This window comes from Kitasatospora sp. NPDC127116, from assembly GCF_042677365.1.
GTDB classification, from domain to species: Bacteria; Actinomycetota; Actinomycetes; order Streptomycetales; family Streptomycetaceae; genus Kitasatospora; species Kitasatospora lactacystinica.
Genome location: NZ_JBHXTL010000168.1, coordinates 1 through 17,547, shown reverse-complemented (window position 1 = coordinate 17,547; position 17,547 = coordinate 1). Strand labels below are relative to the sequence as shown.

Here is a 17,547-nt window from a genome sequence, read left to right as displayed (position 1 = left end):
ACTCAGGTCCACCCGGGGCCGGCCGTCGGGTACGGCTCAGCGCTCCTTGTCCACGGCCGGCAGCCCGGCCTGACCGGCGGTCAGCCGGCCCTGGGCGTACAGCCAGCGCACCGTGTCCGCCATGGTCTCCGCGGTCGGCCTCGGCGTCAGCCCCCCGGTGCTCGCCGCGGGGTCGACCGGGGTCGCACAGGCGCAGGTGTAGACGGCGCCGTACTCCGCGGGGATGTGCCAGGGCCATCCGCGCTGGAGCAGGGTGGCCAGGGCGCCGACCGGCAGCATGGCCCGGGCGGGGAGGAAGGCCGCGGGCAGCCGCCGCCCGGTGACCTCCCGCAGGGTCCGCACGTACTGCCGGGTGGGCAGGTGGTGGCCGGGTCCGAAGTGCCGGTCGGATCCCGCCCTCGGCGTGGTCAGCAGCCGGGCGTGCAGCTGCGCGGTGTCCCGGACGTCGCCGACCGGGAAGCCGCCCAGCGGCCAGATCGGCATCAGTCCGCGCAGGGTGTTGCGCAGCCGGGCGTTCTGGTCGCCCAGCCCCGGGTCCTGCGGGCCGAGCAGCGCGGGCGGGTAGCTGATGACCACCGGCGCGCCGTCCCGCTGGTGGCCCCGCGCGATCCGCTCGGCCGCCGCCTTGGTCGCCATGTACGTGTCCCGGGGACGGCCGACCGGGGAGTGCTCCCCGAGCGGCCGTCCGGGGGACGGCAGCAGCGCGACGATGCTGGAGACGTGGACGACCGGGTCGGCGCCCGACCGTCGGGCGGCGGCCAGCACCAGTTCGGTTCCCCGCTCGTTGGTCCGGCGCATCTGCGCGTTGCGCCGGCTGTCGAAGGAGTACACCGCGGCCGCGTGCAGCACCGCGTCGGCGCCGCGCACCGTGCGGGCCGCGTCGCCCTCGTCGGTCACGTCCCCGACGACCAGGTCGACGGCGCCCGGGTCCACCTCCAGCAGGCCCAGGACCCGCTCCGCGGCGGCCGGGTCGCGGACCAGCATCCGCACCCGGTGGCCGCCGCGGACCAGCGCCGCGACCGAGTGGATGCCGACGAATCCGGTGCCGCCGGTCACGCTCACCAACATCGGACCATCCCCCCGCTCAGCCGATCTCTTCCGGTTTCCCGCCGATGCCCCGGTGGAAGGCGCCGCCGTAGAACAGCAGCGCCTCCCGGTGGTCCGCCCAGTCCGAGGCGAGCACCTCGCCGAGGAAGATGGAGTGGTCGCCGCCATCGTACTGCTCGGCGAGCTTGCACTCCAGCCAGGCCAGCGAGTCCGACAGCAGCGGGGCCCCGGTGAACGGGCCGGGCTGCCAGTCGAGGCCGTCGAACTGGGCGGCTCCGCGCGGCCTGCTCTTGTTCGCGAAGTACCGTGCCAGGTGCTCCTGTTCGGCGCCGAGCACGGAGACCGCGAAGGACCTGGACGCCATGATCGCCTCGTGCATCGTCGCGGAGCGGGCCACGCAGCACAGCACCATCGGCGGTTCCAGGGAGACCGAGCTGAACGCGTTGGCGGTCATCCCGTGGACGTGCTCGCCGCCGGTGGTCAGGACCGTGATCCCGGTGGCGAAACGGGCCATCGTCTCGCGCAGGGCGCCCGGCAGGACCGCGCGGTTCGCCGCGGCCGCCGACGTCGCGCCCGGCGCCTGGGCGGGGGCCGGGGACCGGCCGTTGCCGATCACAGCGCCCGCCCCGTCCCGACCGGCCCGCCGGGCGGGACCTGCGCCGCGAGGGCCCGCGCGACGGCCGGCCCCTCGGCGTACGGCACCAGCGCCAGGCGCAGTTCCTCGGGCACCCGGGCGGGGACGGTGGCCGTGTTCGGCCCGCGCATGCACGCGATCCGCTGCCGGCCGCGGGCCACCAGGTTCTCCTGCTCGCCGTCGATCCGCATGTAGTCGAAGCTGAACTGGATCTGGGTCTGGGTCAGCTCCTCCAGCCGCATCCGGACCGACAGCTCGTCGAACGAGGTGATCTCGGCGAAGAAGTCGCACTCCACCTTGAGGGTGAACAGCTTCAGGTCGTCCCGCAGCTCGGCGAGCACCCCCGGCGCCTTGTCCTTGAGGAACATCTCCCGGCAACGCCCCTGCCAGCGCAGGTAGTTCACGTAGTAGACGTTGCCGACGAGGTTGGTCTCCTCGAAGCCCACGGTGTGGCGGATCTCGTAGTAGGCCGACATCAGTTCTCCTTCCCGACGAGTACCGCGAAGAGCACCGGCTCCGTCCGGTCGTTGACGGTGGTGACCCAGGTGGCGACGGCCGCGTCGCCGGCGGACAGGACGACCCAACCGCCCGGGTGGACGCGGTCGAGCGTCAGCGCCTGGGTGGTCGCGCCGGACTTGCGCAGGCACTCCAGCGCGCTCCAGACCCTGGTGCCGGCCACCGCCGGGCTGCAGCCCGCCTCGGCCACCAGCAGGTCCCGCAGGGCGAGTTGACCGGTGCCCAGCAGGGCGTCCCAGTCCTCGGCGCTCCGCTCCAGGACGGTCTCGACGTCGCAGGCGAGCCGCCCGGGGCCGGCCACCGCCAGGGTCAGGCCGGGGCCGTGCGAGGCCGAGACCGTGATCCCGTCGAGTCCGGGCCCACCGGCGAGTTCGGGCTTGCCGTCCGGCCGGTGGCGCAGGTCCACCGGCCGTCCCAGCGCCCGGCCGAGGGCGGTCGCGGTGCGGGCCCGGCGGTCGCCGTCGGCGGACTCCGCGGTGGATTCCGCGGCGGGCTTCGCCGCGGGCTCGACGACCACCGCGCGGCTGCCGCCCAGGACCCGTTCCAGGCCGCGTTCCAGGTACGAACCGAGCATCGCGGGCACCCACGGTCCGGCTCCGTCGCGCTTGCGGACGGCGACCAGGGTCAGCCCCTCCCAGCGCTCGACGACCTTCCCGGCCGGGGTGCGCACGTCGAGGTCGTAGACGTAGCTGTCCCCGTCCTGGGAGCGCTCCCTGGCGTCGAGCACCACGTACTCGGCGTCCTGGTCCGCCGGGTCGGCCAGCCAGAGCCGCTCGATGCTCTGCGGCAGCAGGGTGGCGTCCGGCACGCAGCACTGGATGGCGTGCATCATGGCGTCCCGGGTGCCGGGGTCGGCCAGTTGCTGGTCCTGCGGCAGGAAGGCCGCGAACCACGGCGCCGGGGCGGTGGTGGAGATCTCCGCCAGCGCGTGCCGGGCGCTCGCCCGCCGGTACTCCAGCAGGCGCTGGAACCGCTTGCCCTGGAAGAGCACGCTGCCGTACAGCTCGGTCACCGGGTCCACCGGCACCGCCGGCAGGCCGAATTCGACCGGCACCGGCGTCCCGGGCACCTCCGGCCGCGGGTAGCGCAGCCGGGCCCGGAAGTGGTCGGCCGCGAACTCGGTGCCCTCGCTGCGCAGCACCACGTCCACCGTCCCGGGCTCCCGGACCAGCGCCGCGATCCGGATGGTGGTCGAGCCGCCCGGCCGGACCACCACGGGCCGGCGGAACTCGACGTCCTCCAGCAGCGGCGGACCCTGGTGCCCGCTCACCGCGGCGGCCACCTGGGCCATCGCCTCCATGCCGAGCACGGCCGGGAAGAGCAGGTCGTCCTGGAGCCGGTGGTCGGTCAGATAGGGGTCGCCGCCCTCGGTCAGCTCGGTCTCGGTGATCAGCTCGATGTCCGGGTGGTGCACGACCACCCGCTCGACGAACCTGGTCAGCGGCAGCTCGCGCCGTTCGGTGGTGAGGGTGGGCAGGCCGCCGGCCCGCCCGCTGACCACCAGGACGGGGCCGGCCGAGGGGTCCGCGAGCACCTCGCGGAGCACCTGGATGCCGTTCTCGGTGGAGATCGGCGTGATGCCCTCCCGGATCAGCGCCTCGACGACGCCGAGCCGTTCGCCCATGCCCGCGCCCGACCAGACCGACCACTCCAGCGCGACGGCCCGGGCCCGCGGGTACCGGTCCTGGAAGCGGAGGGTCAGCTCGGTCATCCAGTCGTTGGCGGTGGCGTAGTGCGCCTCGCCGCGCAGTCCGGCCCGGCCGATGATCGAGCCGAAGGTGATCAGCAGCTTCAGGCGTTCCGGTTCGACGGCCGCCAGGACCGCCTCCAGACCGTCGGTCTTGGGTGCCAGGGTCCGGCGGAAGTCCTCGGCGCTCAGCGCCTCCAGGGCGGCCGGCTGGTTGCGGCCGGCGCCGTGCAGCACGGCGGTGACCGGGCCGAGCCCGTTCTCCAGCAGGGCCACCGCGGCGGCGGTCTCCTCGGCCGAGGTCACGTCGGCGCGGGCGTACCGGTGGCGCAGGCCCGCGGCCTCCATCCGGGCGAGGTTCCCGGCGAGTTCGGGGTCGGTGGCCGGATCGGCGCGGCCGATCAGGGCCAGGGCCGCCCCGGAGTCCTGGGCCATCGCGATGGCGCACTCGGCGGTGATGCCCTTGCCGCCGCCGGTGACCAGGAGGACGTCCCCGGCGTCGAGCGGGGACCCGCCCTCGGTCGCGGGGCGCAGCTGCAGCGGTCGGAGCACCGGGACGGTCCGGCGCCCGTCCGGCTGGTAGCGGACCTCCGCGAAGCCGGCCGTGGCGGCGGTCTCGGCGACCACGCGGGCCACCGCCTCGTCACGGGCCGCGCCCTCGGGGGCGGTGTCGGCCAGCTCGACCACCGTGACCGGGACCGACGGGTGCTCCAGGTGCAGGGTCTTCGCCAGGCCGGAGGCCCCCAGCCGGTGCTGGACCACGACCAGCCGGGTGCCCTCGGGGGCGGCCAGGACGGCCCGCCCGGCGGTCAGGAAGAGCTCCGCCTCCTGCGGTCCGCACGCGTCGGGGAGGCAGAGCAGCACGCCGTCCCCGACGCCGGCCGCGGCGAGCGCGGCGCCCAGCGGTTCGGCGAGCGGGTGGCCGGGGGTGCCGTGCACCGTCCACCGCCCGGCGGGGGCGGGGTCCTCGGCGGGCTGCGGCCGGGCCGGCAGGACGGCCTCCCGGTGCTCGACCGCGAAGGGCCGCACCCACGGGGCCACACCGGCGACCTCGCCCGCCGACTGGCCGCCGTCCTGCGCGGTGTCCGCCAGCTGGTCGATCAGTTCGGCGATCCCGCCCAGGTTGACGGTCGCGTAGTTGGGCGTCGCGGCGAGCACGGGCCGGCCGAGCGCCCGGGTGACGTCGTTGACGATCTGGCCGATGGTGATGGAGCTCAGGTGCAGGTCGTCCATCGGGTGGGTCTGCGCGGTGACGGAGTCCAGCGGCAGTTCGACCCGCTCGGCCGCGAGCCTGCGCAGCAGCTCCAGGGTGGAGTCCTGGCCGTCGCCGGTGTCCGCGGACACCGCCGCGCCGGCCCGCTCGTCCCGGCCCGGCCCGCCGTCCGCCGCCAGCTCCGCGCCGATGGCCGGGGCCGCCTCGCAGGGGTTGGCCAGGAAGGTCATCGCACCGTCCGCCGGCAGCTGCCGGATCAGGCGGTCGCCGAACAGGGCCGCGGTCCGCAGCGGTACGCCGAGCACGAACGCGGCGCCGGCGACCCTGAGCAGCGGGCCGAGCGAGGCGCTGTCGGTGTCCACCGCGAGGGTGGTGAGGTTCGGGGCGATCTCCGCCAGCAGGCCGGAGAGCACCCGGCCGGGACCGACCTCCACGACCAGGTCGGCGTCGGCGACCGCCACGGCGGCGGCCTCCTGGAACCGGACCGGGAGCAGGACCTGTCCGCGCAGGACCTCGCGCAGGTCGGCGGACGGGTCCAGGAGCCGTCCGGTGACCGTGGAGGCGATCGGGCGGACGGGTTCCCGGAAGTCGAACCGCGCGAGCTCGGCGGCCATCGCGACCGCGGCCGGCTCGACCAGCGGCGAGTGGAAGGCGTGCGACACGTTCAGCCGGGTCGCCGTGACGCCCTCGCCCGCGGCCCGGCGGCAGACCTCGTCGACCGCCTCGGCGGGGCCGGAGAGCACGGTCTGCCGGGGCCCGTTGTAGCCCGCGATCACCACGTCCTGTCCGGCGGACAGCCGGGTGGCCTGCTCCGGGGTCGCCGCCAGTCCGGCCATCGCGCCGCCGCCGTGGCTGGCCTGGGCCATCACCCGGCCGCGGATCGTGGCGAGGCGCACCACCTGTTCCTCGGTCATCGCGCCCGCCCAGTGCAGGGCGGTGAGCTCCCCGAGGCTGTGGCCGACGGCGGTGTCGGCCCGGATGCCGACCGCGTCCAGCACCCGCAGGGCGGCCAGCGAGCCGGTGACGATGCGCGGCTGGGCGACCTGGGTGGCGACCTGGTCGTCGCCGGTGGGCAGGGCGGCGGCGCGGAACACCTCCTCCGCCGCGGCGAACCGGCGCCGGATCGCGCCGACGGCGCCGCGGCCGGAGCCCTGGCCCGGGAAGAGGTAGGCGATCCGGGGGGCGGTCCGGGCGTGGCCGAGGAAGATCCCCTCACCGGCCGAGGACACCTCCCGCGCTCCGGAGTCGAGCAGGGCGAGCAGCCGTTCGAGGCCGCGCACGGCGTCGTCCGGGCCGGTCGCCACCACGGCGGCCCGCACCGGGCCGTCGGCGAGCCGGTCGGCCAGGGTGCCGGCCAGGTCCGCGAGTTCGGCCTGCGCCAGCTTCGGCACCAGGTCGAGCAGCCGGGTCAGCTCCGCGCGCAGCGCGGCCGTGTCCGCCGCGTCCAGCAGCAGGAGTTCGGCGTCCTGGCGGCCGGCGACCAGCCGGGTGGTGCGTGCGTCGAGCGCCTCGCGCCGGGTGCTGCCGGGTGCCTCGGCGAGGGTGACGTGGGTGTTGATCCCGCCGAAGCCCATGGCCGACACCCCGGCCCGGACCGGGTGGCCGGCCGGCCAGAGTTCGGCCTGGCGCGGGACGTACATCGCCGCCTCGTCACCGAGCAGGCCGGGGTGCGGGTCGACGTGGCCGGTGGCCGGGGGGATCACCTGGTGGTGCACGGCGAGGGTCGCCTTGATCAGGCCGGCCACGCCCGCGGCGGCCTTGGTGTGCCCGAAGTTCCCCTTGACCGTCCCGAGCGCGGCCGGACGGGCCGTCGGGTCCGCGGTGCGGCGGGCGGAGGACAGCGCCTCGATCTCGGTCGCGTCGCCGAGGGCCGTGCCGGTGCCGTGGCCCTCGAAGTACGACACCGTCTCGACGCCGTAGCCGGCCCGCCGGTAGGCGCGGGTCAGTGCCAGCCGGTGGCCGCTCGCCTCCGGCCGGGTGATGCCGCCCTTGCCGTCCGAGGAGACGCCCCAGCCGCTGATGCTCGCGTAGATCCGCCGCCCCTGCGCCAGCGCGTCCCGCTCGCGCATCAGCACGAGCATGCCGGAGCCCTCGCCGGGCCAGAAGCCGTTGGAGTCCCGGTCGTAGACCTTCATCTCGCCGGTGGCCAGTGCGCCCGTCTTGGCGAAGCCGATCACCTCGAACGGGTCGATGGACAGGTCGACGCCTCCGGCGACGGCCACGTCCAGCTCGCCGTCGGCCAGTGCCTTCGCCGCCGTGACGACGGACAGCAGGGAGGAGGAGCAGGCCCCGTCGACCGTGTAGCCGCCGCCACGCAGGTCGAAGTGGTTGCAGATGCGGCCGGCGATGGTGTTGGCGAGGCCGCCGGCCAGCGAGTCCTCGTCGATGGCCGGGAAGGGCGCCTTGTACTGCGGCTCCAGCTCCTGGAGGAGCTTCGCGACGTCCTCCTCGGACCAGCCCTGGCCGGTGAGCGCGGCGGCCACCGTGCGGCGCACGTAGGGCCACCGCAGCCGCATGATGTTGGCCCGCGAGAATTCCCCGGTGAGGCTGTTTCCGACCACCACGCCGGTGCTCTGGTGGGGAAGTCCCGCGCCGTCCGGGAATCCGGCGTCGGCAAGCGCCTCGGCGGCCACGTCGAGGGCCAGCCAGTGCGTCAGGTCGGTCGCCCGGTACGTGCTCCCGGCGACGCTGTATTTGATGCGGTCGAACGCGTAGTCCCGCAGGACCGCGGCCTTTTTCGTGTAGTGCCGGTCCGGCGCACTCCGGTCCTCCGACCAGTAGTCCGCCTGGTTCATCCGCTCGTCCGGCAACCGCCGGAAGGCTCGCCGGCCGCCCAGTACGTTGTCCCACAGTTCGCTCGCCGAATTGGCGTCCGGATAACGGAGGCCAATTCCTACGATAGCGATCCGCTCACTGCTCACGTATTCACCACCCATGGAGATGAATTGACGGCGAATCTCCTCGCCGACTCGACTCGCCTGCACTGTCGTCAAGAATGCATCTGCGGCCGCCCCGATGTCTTCTCCGAGTTTGCTTTCCGCCTGGTGGGGGCGCTGCTTTTCCATAACGGTGTGATTTCTCGGCGCCGCTATTCAATAACGCCGTCATTTCCTGGGCGGGCCGCGCCCGTCCGGACGACCGTGCCGGTGGACGTGCCGGTGGACGTGCCGACGCCCGTGCGGACGGTCGTGCGGGCGGTCGTGCGGGCGGTCGTGCGGGCGGCTGGGCGGGCAACCGTGCCGACGCCCGTGCCGATGCCCGTGCGGGCGGGCGGGAACGCGCCGAGGCTCCCGCCGGTCGGCGGGAGCCTCGGTCGTGCGGGGCCGTGCGCGGGGTCAGCCGTCGGCGGCCTTGGGCAGGCGGGCACCGAGCCGGGCGCCCAGCTCCCGGGCCGCCGCCAGGGCGGCCCAGGAGGTGAGCTCGATCAGCGCGGTGTCACCGGGCCGGTCGCTCCGGAACTCGGCGACGAGGCCGTCGTCGACCTGGTAGGAGGCCTGGGCGGTCAGCAGGGCCAGCCGGCCAGCCGCACGCTGGTCCCCGGGCAGGGCCGACACCGCGTCCTCGACCCAGGCGCGGCTGATCCCCGGCGGCCGGCCGTCCCACCCGGCCAGCCGGTCCGCCACCAGGGCGCGGACGCCGTCCGGCACCGACCGGGCCCCCGCCGCGTCGATCGCGGCGGCCGCCCGGGCGAAGGCGCCGGCGACGCTGGGGATGCCCGCCGCCCAGCTCAGGTCCCCGGGCAGCGGCGCGGAGGGCAGCAGGTCGAGGGAGGTCCCGGCCGGCGGGGCGAGGCGCGCGCTGCGGCGCATCAGCCGGCCGAGGACCGCCCTCGCCGCCGACCGCGCGGCCGGCGGGAGACCGGCCGGCAGCGGGCTCTGCGCGAGGAACAGGTTGGCCATGCGGTTCAGGTAGTGGAAGGTGACGGCCACCCCGACCAGCTCGGGCGCCGCCTGCGCGGGGAACGGCGGCCGGTCGTCCGGCGCCGGCCCCCGGTCGCCGTCCGCCCGGAACCAGTCGGCCCACCCCTCGGCCGTCGCGCGGGCCGTGCCCGGGGCGGCGGCCCCGGGCAGCAGCGCGGCCAGCGCCGTGCCGTGCACCTCCACGCAGTACGGGCAGGCGTTGGCGGCCGAGACCGCCGCGGCCACCGCCTCCTTGGTCGCGCGGTCGACCCGCCCGCCGGCCACCAGGGTCTCCCGCAGCATCACCCAGGAGGCGGCGAGCACCTCCGGCGCGGCGGCGTGCAGCCCGATCGGCGGTGCCAGCATGCCGAACTCCCGCTCGACCTCGGCGAAGACGCCGGCCACCTCCTCCCCCGCGGCTGCCGGCCGCACCGCCGCGACCCGGTGGATCTGCGCCATCGACCTCCGCAGGGCCGACCGCAGGAACGGTGTCGTCATGTGCCTCCTCCTCGACGGCTCGATCCGGTGCCGGGGCCGGCTACCGGCGCATCAGGCCGGGCAGCTGCACCTGCACGCCGCGCCGCCCGCTGGTCGCACCGTCCGGCGCGGGAGCGCCGTAGACGACGTTCACGCCGCGCTCCCGCGCGGCCCTCACGATGCCGGGGATCGCGCGTTCGGCGAGCGCGGAGATGGTCAGCGCGGGGTTGACCGTGAGCGCTCCCGGGACGGCGGAGCCGTCGGTGACGAAGATGCCCGGGTGGTTGCGGAGTTCCTGCCGGTCGTCGAGCGCCGAGGTCTGCGGGTCGTCGCCGATCCGGCAGGACGCCAGCGGGTGCACGGTGTACGCGCCCACCAGGTCGTTGGTCCACGGCATGACGCGGGCGAGTCCGTCGCGCTCCAGGATGTCCTTCACCACGGCGTCCGAATCGGCCCAGGCGCGCAGGGTGTTGGCGGTCGGCCGGTACGAGATCGACCCGCGCCCGAGCATCTGCTGGGAGATCCGGACGGCGTTGCCGGTGGGCGGCGGCGGCCCGAAGACGCCCTCGTTGTCGTCCTCGATCATGGTGAAGACGGTCAGCCAGGACTGCCACTGCCGGACCAGTTCCTTCTTCTCCACGCCGAACCAGCTGGGCCCGGTCGCGTCGGGCACCTGCGCCAGGATGGTGCCGAAGCCCGGCGGGAAGTAGAGCTGCTCCAGGGAGAACCGGGAGTGCTCCGGCAGCGACCCGTCGAGGTTGTCCCAGCTCGCCACGACCGGGCCCTTGCCGATCTGGTTGGCCTTGAACGCCCGGCCGTCGGAGCGCTTGAGCCCCAGCAGGTCGCGGGCCTTCTCCTCGTCCACGATGGCCGTGTTGAGGCGTTCGCCGTTGCCGGAGAAGTAGCGGCCCACGGCGTGCGGCATGGTGCCCAGGGTCGCCTCGGAGCGCTGGAGGATGACCGGGGTGGCGCCGGCGCCGGCGGCGAGCACGACGATCTTCGCGTCGATCGTGCCGCTGCCGACGTGCACCCGGTAGTCCACGTCGTCGACGACGTCGTAGTGCACCCGGTAGCCGCCGTCGTCCGTCCGGGACAGCTGCTGCACCTCGTGCAGCGGCCGGATCTCGGCGCCGTGCGCGAGGGCCGCCGGGAGGTAGTTCAGCAGCAGGGACCGCTTGGCGTCGAAGCGGCAACCGGACATCATCCAGTTGCAGTTGGTGCACTTCGCCCGGTCGATGGCGGCCGGGACGGGGTTGGCGGTGCGTCCCGCGTGCTCGCAGGCGGCGGCGAACAGCCCGCCCGAGTACGTGACGTCGTTCCAGTCCTGCTGGGTGATGGGCAGCGCCTCGGCCACCCGGTCGTACCAGGGGTCGAGGACGTCCCGGTCGATGGCGGCCGGCCACATCCGGCGGCCGATGCTGCCGCGGCGCTCGAAGACGAACCGCGGGGCGCGCGGCATCGCGGCGAAGTACACCACGCTGCCGCCGCCGACGCAGTTGCCGCCGAGCAGGCTCATGCCGTCGCCCACCACGAAGTCGAAGATCCGGGTGTACGAGGAGCCGAGCAGGAAGTCGTGGTCGAAGTCGTCGGCCTTCAGCCACGGGCCGCGCTCCAGGATGGTGACCTTCGCGCCGCCGGCCGCCAGGTGGTACGCCGCGATCGCGCCGCCGAAGCCGCTGCCCACGATCAGGACGTCGGTGCTCTCGGTACTCGTCATGCGGGACTCCCTGTAGGCGTGGTGTCCGGGTGGGGGTCTGCCAGCTGCTTGCCGTACGAGAAGTCGGGGAACCGCCACAGGCCGTCCTCGTCGGGCTTCATGAAGCCCATCGCCGTGAGGCCCGGGTGGCCCGCCGCGAGCGCGTCCGCGGTGTGCATGTGGGCGGCCGTGTCGAAGGCCATGTTGGCGAACAGCGCCAGCAGGACCCACAGTTCCCGTTCCTGGTGCTCCGTTCCGGTCAGCTCCTGCACCAGGCCGGTCCGGTCCGCGAACGGCAGGGCGACGAACGGCGGCACCGAGTCGTCGAGCCGCAGGCCGTGCTCGTCCGCGTACGTGCTCGCGTGGCGGTTGAGCGCCTGCACGTAGTCGTCCAGGGCGTCCGACAGTCCGGTCGCGGGGGTTTCGAGCAGTTCGACGGCTCCCGCCTGGACGGCACCGCCGCCGGTCGAGGCGCCGGCCACCGCCCGGTCGTCGGGCGAGCGTTTCTCGCCCGGGACGATCGTGTCCGCGAAGGCTTCGAGCGTCATGGTCCGGTCATGGTTTCGATCTGAGGTAGGCGATCCCACCGGCATCTCCTCAGCTGCTTGTCGAAAAGCGGGGACGGCACGCACCGGCCGATCCCGATTCGCATACGCGACTGTGGCATCGTGCGCGCAATGCGCTCCCGCCCGCATCTCTCGCGTTGCTGATGGCTCCCGGCGCCGTTCAAACCCGACTTCCGGGACGTCTCACCGCTCGGACTTGCCAACGGCACGTGCCGCCCGGCCCATTGCGGCTGTCATGTGCCTGCTGCTACGGTCGTCACTTGCTATGGCGGCGACACTTTTCAGCTTCGCCTTCCGAAGGGGGTCCTCCCTTCGCTTGCCCTGGCGCCTTCGACAGTCGGCCTGTCACCGCGGCCGTGACTTTCGTTCCCGATCATCGCAAGGGTGGAATTCTGTTCATCCGCAGGTGCGGCGGAGAAGCTGGAGTCAAAGATGACATCTGCCATCGAGCAAGCTGTTTCCCGGGCCATCGAAACCATGCACGACAACATCGGCGAGTTACTGACCATCGACGATATGGCGCAGGCGGCCATGTACAGCAAGTTCCACTTCTCCCGGGAATTCCAGCGGATGACCGGGGTGTCACCACGGCGGTTCCTCTCCGCCCTCCGGCTCGAAACGGCCAAGCGCCTCCTCATCGAAACCTCGTTCACGGTGACCGAGATCAGCCACCGCGTCGGGTACAACAGCGTCGGCACCTTCAGCTCGCGGTTCGCCAGCAGCGTCGGCGTGCCTCCCACCACCTACCGTCAGCTCGGCGGCTTCACCCCCCGGATCGAGATCGACGCGCGCGGCCTGGCCCGGAGCACGGAGCTCTCCACCTTCCGCGGCGAGATCCGGGCCCCGATCGCGGGGAACCTCGGCCTCGTCTACCTCGGGCTGTTCCCGACCCGGGTCCCCGAGGGCCGGCCCGCCGCGTGTACCGTCCTCCCCCATCCCGGCGTCTTCTTATTCGACCAGGTGCCGGCCGGCACCTGGTACCTGCTGGCACACTCCGTCCCGGCCGCCTTCGACGAGGTGCTGACGGGTGACCACCCCGTCTCGGTGGGATCGGTCGGACCGATCGAGGTGCGGCCGGACGTGCCGCTGCTGCCGATCGAAGTACGCCTGCGCCCGGCCCGCGTCCTCGACCCGCCGGTCCTGCTGGCGCTGCTGGACGCGCGGACCATCGCGCAGACCGTACGGACCCCGATCACGGACAGCGCCTGATCCGGCCCGGCCCGCGGCAGCGGGCCGGACCGACCGGGGCCCCGCGACGGCGCGGGCCCCGCGCACGGAGCCCCCGCGACGTCGTCGCGGGGGCTCTGCCGTGCAGGGCGCGGGCGCGGCCGCTCAGCCGGCGGAGTGCACCGTCATCGGCAGGCCGCCGCGCACCCGCAGCGACAGCATCGGCTCGGCCACCACCCGGTACCCGGGCACCTTCCTCAGCCGCAGGTCCCGGGCGACCATGGCGATCGTGAACGTGGCCTCCAGCAGCCCGAGGTGGTTGCCGATGCAGAAGCGCGGACCCGCCCCGAACGGGATGTAGGCGTAGCGCGGCCGGTCCGAGGCCCGGTCCCGGTCGAAGCGCTCCGGGTCGAACTGCTCCGGGTCGTCCCAGAACCGGGAGTGGCGGTGCAGGGTGTACGGGCAGATCAGGACGTCGGAGCCGGCCGGGACGTGGTACCCGCCGACCTCGTCGTCCGCCTGGGCCTGCCGCGGCAGGATCCACACCGGCGGGTAGAGCCGCATGACCTCCTCGACCACCATCGAGGTGTACCGCAGGCGGTGCAGGTCCTCGAACTCGGGCAGGCGGTCGCCGAGCACCTCGACGGCCTCGGCGTGCAGCCGGTCCATCACCTCGGGGTGCCGGTCGGCCAGGTAGAAGGTCCAGCCCAGGGTGCTCGCCGTGGTCTCGTGGCCGGCCAGCAGCAGGGTGACCAGTTCGTCGCGCATCCGCTGGCGGGCGACCTTGTGGTCGGGCTCCTGCCGGGTGGCGACGATCAGGCGGGACAGCGCGTCCTCCCCCACGATCTCCCCGGCGTCGCGGGAGACCCGCTCCGCCACCAGCCGGTCGACCACCCGCTGCAGGTCCTGCCGGGCCTGCCGGAAGCGGAGCTGCTTGGACAGCGGCACCCAGCCGGGCACCATGCCCATGGTGACCATGTCGAACATCGCCTGGTCCTGCACGGCCTCGAAGTCGTGGCCGACCGCCTCGAAGGCGCTGAGGTCGACGTCGAGCAGGGTGCGGCCGAGCACCCCGAGGGTGAGGGCCGTGACCTCCTTGGTCACGTCGACCGGTGCGCCGCCCTCGTGCGCCCGCAGCCGGCCGACCAGCTTGGCCGCCTCCTCCGCGACGGCACCGGCCTGTTGGACGATCCGCTTGTGCTGGAAGGCGGGCTGGATCTGCCGGCGCTGCTTGCGCCAGAGCTCCCCCTCGCTGGTCAGCAGGCCGTTGCCGAGGGCCCGCCGGGCCTGGGCCAGGCCGATCCCCTTGTGGTAGTTGGCCGCGTTGTCCGCGAGCACGTGCTTGGCGTGGTCGGGGTGGTTGAAGAAGTAGAGCGTCTTGGGGCCCATGGAGATCCGGACCGCGTCGCCGTACTCCGCCGCGGCGGAGCGCATCATTTCGAGCCGGTCCCCGACCAGCCTGCGCAGCAGGACGGGGGCGGCCCGGCGCGGCGGGCCGGGCGGCACCCGACGGGTGGCGGCCACGGTCAGCACCCCCCGACGTTGGCGAAGCGGTCGGCGATGGCCTGGCGCCACACCTCGTACGCGGGCAGCGCGCCGGGCACCGGACCGCTCGGCCGCGCCTCCTGGCTGACCGCGGCGGCCTGATCGGGCGTCATGCCGCAGAAGACCCGCGTGGCCAGCTCCGTGTGCGGCACCAGCAGTCCGGCCCGGATCCGGGCCTCGGCCGCGAACGCGCTGCCCTGGGCGACCATCGGCCCGTGGATGCCGGCCCGGTCGCGGAACGCGCACAGCTCCGCCTCGTCCACGCCGCCGGCGTAGGTGGCGGCCAGTCCGGCGCCGCCGTAGAGGTCGGACCGCCGGGACTCCGGGAACTTCTCGATCATGGTCGCGACGAGCTCGGCGTCGGTGCCGCCGACGAACCACAGGGCCCGGCCGATGCCCTGGTCGATCGCGCGGCCGGCGTACGACGGGGAGTCGTGCGCCGGCCAGGGGAAGGCCGGGTCCCGGTACTGCTGGTGGACGTACCGGTCGGTGCGGAAGTACGCCTGGTGGAAGCCGTATCCGTCGAGCACCAGCCAGCGCAGCAGCGGGTCGAGCTTGTCGATGTCGGGCCAGCAGAACCTCGGCAGCCGGGCCATCGCCCAGCCGATGCCGACGTAGACCATGTAGACGTGGTCGGCGCCCCGGCCCGCGAGGCAGCGGGCCACCGAGTTGCGGCCGGACAGCCGCAGCCCGTCGAGCATGGCGAAGCCCATTCCGGCGCCCTCGTAGGCGAAGCCGCGGAATCGGTCCGGGATTTCCTCCAGCGGGTATTCCGCCTCCGCCGGGTTCCGGGCCTCCACGGCGTGGGCGTAGCCCTCCAGGAACCGCGCGCCGACCGTCTCCAGGAGGTCCTGGGCGGCCGGCGACTTCCGGTGGAAACCACGCGTTTCCAATAGCGTTTCAGAGGTGCTCGGAGTGAGAACTCGACGTCGGAGCGTCCGCCATGCACTGGACACGCCATACTCCTCTCGGGTTTCCCGCGGGGCGGCCGGTCCGCCCCGCGGATGACTTCGCACCGGTCCGGCCCGGGGCTCGTCCGGAAAACACTCAGGCCGCCGGCCCCGGCGCGGGCCGGGGCGAGGGCCCGGCCTCGCGGAAGTGCTCGCGCACGTTCGCCCGCCAGAGCTCGTACGGGGGCGGCCCGCCGGCGGCGCCCGGGGTGCGGTCGTCCACCGCGCAGGTGTCGGCCACCTTCGCCGCCGCCTCCACCGACAGGCCGGTCAGGGCCGTCGAGGCGACCTCGGAGTGCGCGGGCACGAAACCCGCGTACGCACGGGCCTTGGAGGCGAACACCGAGCCCTGGGCGAGCTCCGCCCGGTGCGGGCCCGCCGCGTCGCGCAGCCCGGCCAGGCCCTCGGTCGTGCCGCCCCCCGCGAAGGTCGAGGCCAGTCCCACGCCGCTCCACAGGTCGCCCTGCCGGTCCGCGCCGAACCTGCGCACCGCGGCCGCGACGTTCGCCGGCGATCCGCCGTGGATGAACCACAGCGCCCGTCCGACGCCCTGGTCGACGGCCCGCTGGAAGTACTCGGGCGCGCCCTGCCACGGGTACGGCTTGGGCCTGCGCTGCCCGTCCACCCAGCGCCGGGTGTGGAAGTAGGCGAGGTCGAAGCCGTAGCCGTCGACGGCCAGCCAGCTCATCGTCGGGTGGTAGGGCGTCCCGGTGAGGTCCGGCAGCACCTTGGGCCACAGCGACCTCGGCAGCCGCGCCATGGCGAAGCCGATGCCGATGTACGCCAGGAAGATGTGCGGCTGCCCGGACCCGGCCAGCAGGTCGCGGGTGCGGTGGCCCCGGCCCATCGCGTCCAGGACGGTGAAGGCCATGGTGGCGCCCTCGTACGCGAATCCGCGCTGTTCGGGTTCGACCAGGCCGAGTCGGCGCTCGACCTCCCACTGGCTCCGGGCGTCGATCCCCCACTCGAAGCCGCAGACCACCGCCTGGGGCACCGCCTCCAGCCGTTCGGTGCTCTCCGTCGGTGTCACCGGGAAGCCGCGTCCGGCGAAGGTCACCGAGGCCAGTGACGGTGTCAGTACCAGTCGGCGCAGCGATCCGAAGGTCGTCGGCACGATCCCTCCCAGGCTCACGTCCCGCAATTGACGGTCCTCCCCATGGTCCTGAGGCGGCGTCACGGCCCGCATCTCCACGGTTGCGTTTCTGAACCCGCCCGGCCGCCGGGCGTCTTCGGGCGTGCTCCGCCCGCCGTCCCGCCGGCCGTCGCCCGGAACCCGGGCGCCACAATGGAACCGGCCCGTGCGAGACCGGGGTTCCGGCACCGTCGGTCCGTCCCCGCAACGTCGTCCAACCGAAGGAGAGCCCGTATGAGCACGTATCAGCGGAACGCCGAGGCCACGACCGGGTCGCTCTGGGACCGCTCACCGGACCATCTCGCCTACCGCGGCTCCCGGGAGAACATCACCGGGCTGCTGGGCGGCCGGCCCGCGGTGGCCGACGTCCCCGTGCCGGCCTGTCCGGGCTGGACGGTCCTGGACCTGGTCGGCCATCTGCTGGAGGTCTGCCGCACGGTGGCCGCCGACGCGCCGGGCAACCTGTGGGAGGTGCCGCACGCCGACTCCGGCGACGGCCTCGCCGGTCTGCTCGCCGAGTGGTCACGGCTGGACGGCGGGGTGGAGCGGGTGCTCACCGAGTCCCCTCAACTGCGGCACACCATGCTGATGATGGACGCGTTCACCCATGAGATCGACCTCCGGGTCGCGCTGGGGGAACCGGTGCTCCCGGAGCACCCGTCCTACCCCTCGTCGCTGGACCTGGTCGTCCGGGGCTTCTCCGCCGCGGTACGCACACAGGGGCTTCCGGCGCTGCGCATCGAGACGCCGGGCGCCGAGTGGCGGGCCGGTGACGGCGAGCCGGCCGCCGTCGTCCGCGGGCACCGGCACGACCTCCTCCGCTCGCTCACCGGCCGGCGCTCGCCCGGGCAGATCGCCGGACTGGACTGGAGCGCCGCGCCCGAGACCTGGCTGCCCGCCTTCACCTGGGGCCCGTTCCGGCCGCCGGCGCAGCCCGTCGAGGACGCGGCCGCCGGGCGGTAGGCCCCGGGCCCGACCGGTCCTCGGCGGGCCGGGAAACGGCGCTGTGGCGCTGCCC

The 17,547-nt window shown here is 74.1% G+C and carries 12 protein-coding genes; 2 read left to right on the top strand and 10 right to left on the bottom strand.

The genetic code is table 11. The features are described 5' to 3' along the window. Positions 1-36: 36 nt before the first annotated feature. From ACFVHV_RS39195 to ACFVHV_RS39165, 7 genes are all read right to left on the bottom strand, one after another. Positions 37-1,068: an NAD-dependent epimerase/dehydratase family protein gene (locus ACFVHV_RS39195; RefSeq protein WP_359912749.1), complete on the bottom strand. Its 1,032-nt coding sequence runs from the start codon at positions 1,066-1,068 to the stop codon at positions 37-39. A 16-nt stretch (positions 1,069-1,084) separates the two neighbouring features. Further along, positions 1,085-1,663, bottom strand: a complete 579-nt coding sequence (locus ACFVHV_RS39190; RefSeq protein WP_359912752.1) for a flavin reductase family protein — start codon at positions 1,661-1,663, stop codon at positions 1,085-1,087. After that, positions 1,660-2,157: an acyl-CoA thioesterase gene (locus ACFVHV_RS39185; protein WP_380358024.1), complete on the bottom strand. Its 498-nt coding sequence runs from the start codon at positions 2,155-2,157 to the stop codon at positions 1,660-1,662. The genes ACFVHV_RS39190 and ACFVHV_RS39185 overlap by 4 nt, the downstream gene beginning before the upstream one ends. Then, positions 2,157-8,033 (bottom strand): SDR family NAD(P)-dependent oxidoreductase, encoded by a 5,877-nt coding sequence (locus tag ACFVHV_RS39180; protein ID WP_380358021.1) that lies wholly within the window; start codon positions 8,031-8,033, stop codon positions 2,157-2,159. Before ACFVHV_RS39180 ends, ACFVHV_RS39185 begins: the two co-directional genes overlap by 1 nt. 399 nt (positions 8,034-8,432) lie before the next feature. Beyond that, positions 8,433-9,494 (bottom strand): carboxymuconolactone decarboxylase family protein, encoded by a 1,062-nt coding sequence (locus ACFVHV_RS39175; RefSeq protein WP_380358018.1) that lies wholly within the window; start codon positions 9,492-9,494, stop codon positions 8,433-8,435. 40 nt (positions 9,495-9,534) lie between these two features. Next, complete coding sequence (locus ACFVHV_RS39170; protein ID WP_359912763.1) at positions 9,535-11,190, bottom strand: GMC family oxidoreductase; 1,656 nt, start codon at positions 11,188-11,190, stop codon at positions 9,535-9,537. After that, positions 11,187-11,717 (bottom strand): DUF5987 family protein, encoded by a 531-nt coding sequence (locus ACFVHV_RS39165; protein ID WP_359912765.1) that lies wholly within the window; start codon positions 11,715-11,717, stop codon positions 11,187-11,189. Before ACFVHV_RS39165 ends, ACFVHV_RS39170 begins: the two co-directional genes overlap by 4 nt. A gap of 450 nt (positions 11,718-12,167) precedes the next feature. Here ACFVHV_RS39165 and ACFVHV_RS39160 point away from each other — a divergent pair, with 450 nt between their 5' ends. After that, positions 12,168-12,944 (top strand): helix-turn-helix transcriptional regulator, encoded by a 777-nt coding sequence (locus ACFVHV_RS39160; protein ID WP_380358014.1) that lies wholly within the window; start codon positions 12,168-12,170, stop codon positions 12,942-12,944. Between the two features lie 123 nt (positions 12,945-13,067). On the opposite strand, the gene ACFVHV_RS39155 is transcribed toward ACFVHV_RS39160, so the two are convergent. The 3 genes from ACFVHV_RS39155 to ACFVHV_RS39145 all read right to left on the bottom strand — a co-directional run bounded on the left by ACFVHV_RS39155 (position 13,068) and on the right by ACFVHV_RS39145 (position 16,511). After that, positions 13,068-14,426 (bottom strand): cytochrome P450, encoded by a 1,359-nt coding sequence (locus ACFVHV_RS39155; protein WP_380358012.1) that lies wholly within the window; start codon positions 14,424-14,426, stop codon positions 13,068-13,070. A 2-nt stretch (positions 14,427-14,428) separates the two neighbouring features. Then, the gene (locus ACFVHV_RS39150; RefSeq protein ID WP_359912774.1) at positions 14,429-15,403 is read right to left on the bottom strand and encodes a DUF1702 family protein; all 975 of its coding nucleotides are present in this window, start codon (positions 15,401-15,403) and stop codon (positions 14,429-14,431) included. Between the two features lie 91 nt (positions 15,404-15,494). After that, on the bottom strand, positions 15,495-16,511 hold the full coding sequence (locus ACFVHV_RS39145; protein WP_380358009.1) for a DUF1702 family protein: 1,017 nt from the start codon (positions 16,509-16,511) through the stop codon (positions 15,495-15,497). Positions 16,512-16,763: 252 nt separating this feature from the next. Here ACFVHV_RS39145 and ACFVHV_RS39140 point away from each other — a divergent pair, with 252 nt between their 5' ends. Then, entirely contained in the window at positions 16,764-17,492 is a 729-nt protein-coding gene (locus ACFVHV_RS39140) for a maleylpyruvate isomerase family mycothiol-dependent enzyme (protein ID WP_380358006.1), read from the top strand. Positions 17,493-17,547 lie beyond the last annotated feature (55 nt).

Coding starts and splice junctions, on each gene's coding strand:
- ACFVHV_RS39195 (WP_359912749.1), bottom strand. CDS start 1,068: ATGTTGGTGAGCGTGACCGGCGGCACCGGATTCGTCGGCATCCACTCG.
- ACFVHV_RS39140 (WP_380358006.1), top strand. CDS start 16,764: ATGAGCACGTATCAGCGGAACGCCGAGGCCACGACCGGGTCGCTCTGG.
- ACFVHV_RS39160 (WP_380358014.1), top strand. CDS start 12,168: ATGACATCTGCCATCGAGCAAGCTGTTTCCCGGGCCATCGAAACCATG.
- ACFVHV_RS39175 (WP_380358018.1), bottom strand. CDS start 9,494: ATGACGACACCGTTCCTGCGGTCGGCCCTGCGGAGGTCGATGGCGCAG.
- ACFVHV_RS39170 (WP_359912763.1), bottom strand. CDS start 11,190: ATGACGAGTACCGAGAGCACCGACGTCCTGATCGTGGGCAGCGGCTTC.
- ACFVHV_RS39180 (WP_380358021.1), bottom strand. CDS start 8,033: ATGGGTGGTGAATACGTGAGCAGTGAGCGGATCGCTATCGTAGGAATT.
- ACFVHV_RS39185 (WP_380358024.1), bottom strand. CDS start 2,157: ATGTCGGCCTACTACGAGATCCGCCACACCGTGGGCTTCGAGGAGACC.
- ACFVHV_RS39165 (WP_359912765.1), bottom strand. CDS start 11,717: ATGACGCTCGAAGCCTTCGCGGACACGATCGTCCCGGGCGAGAAACGC.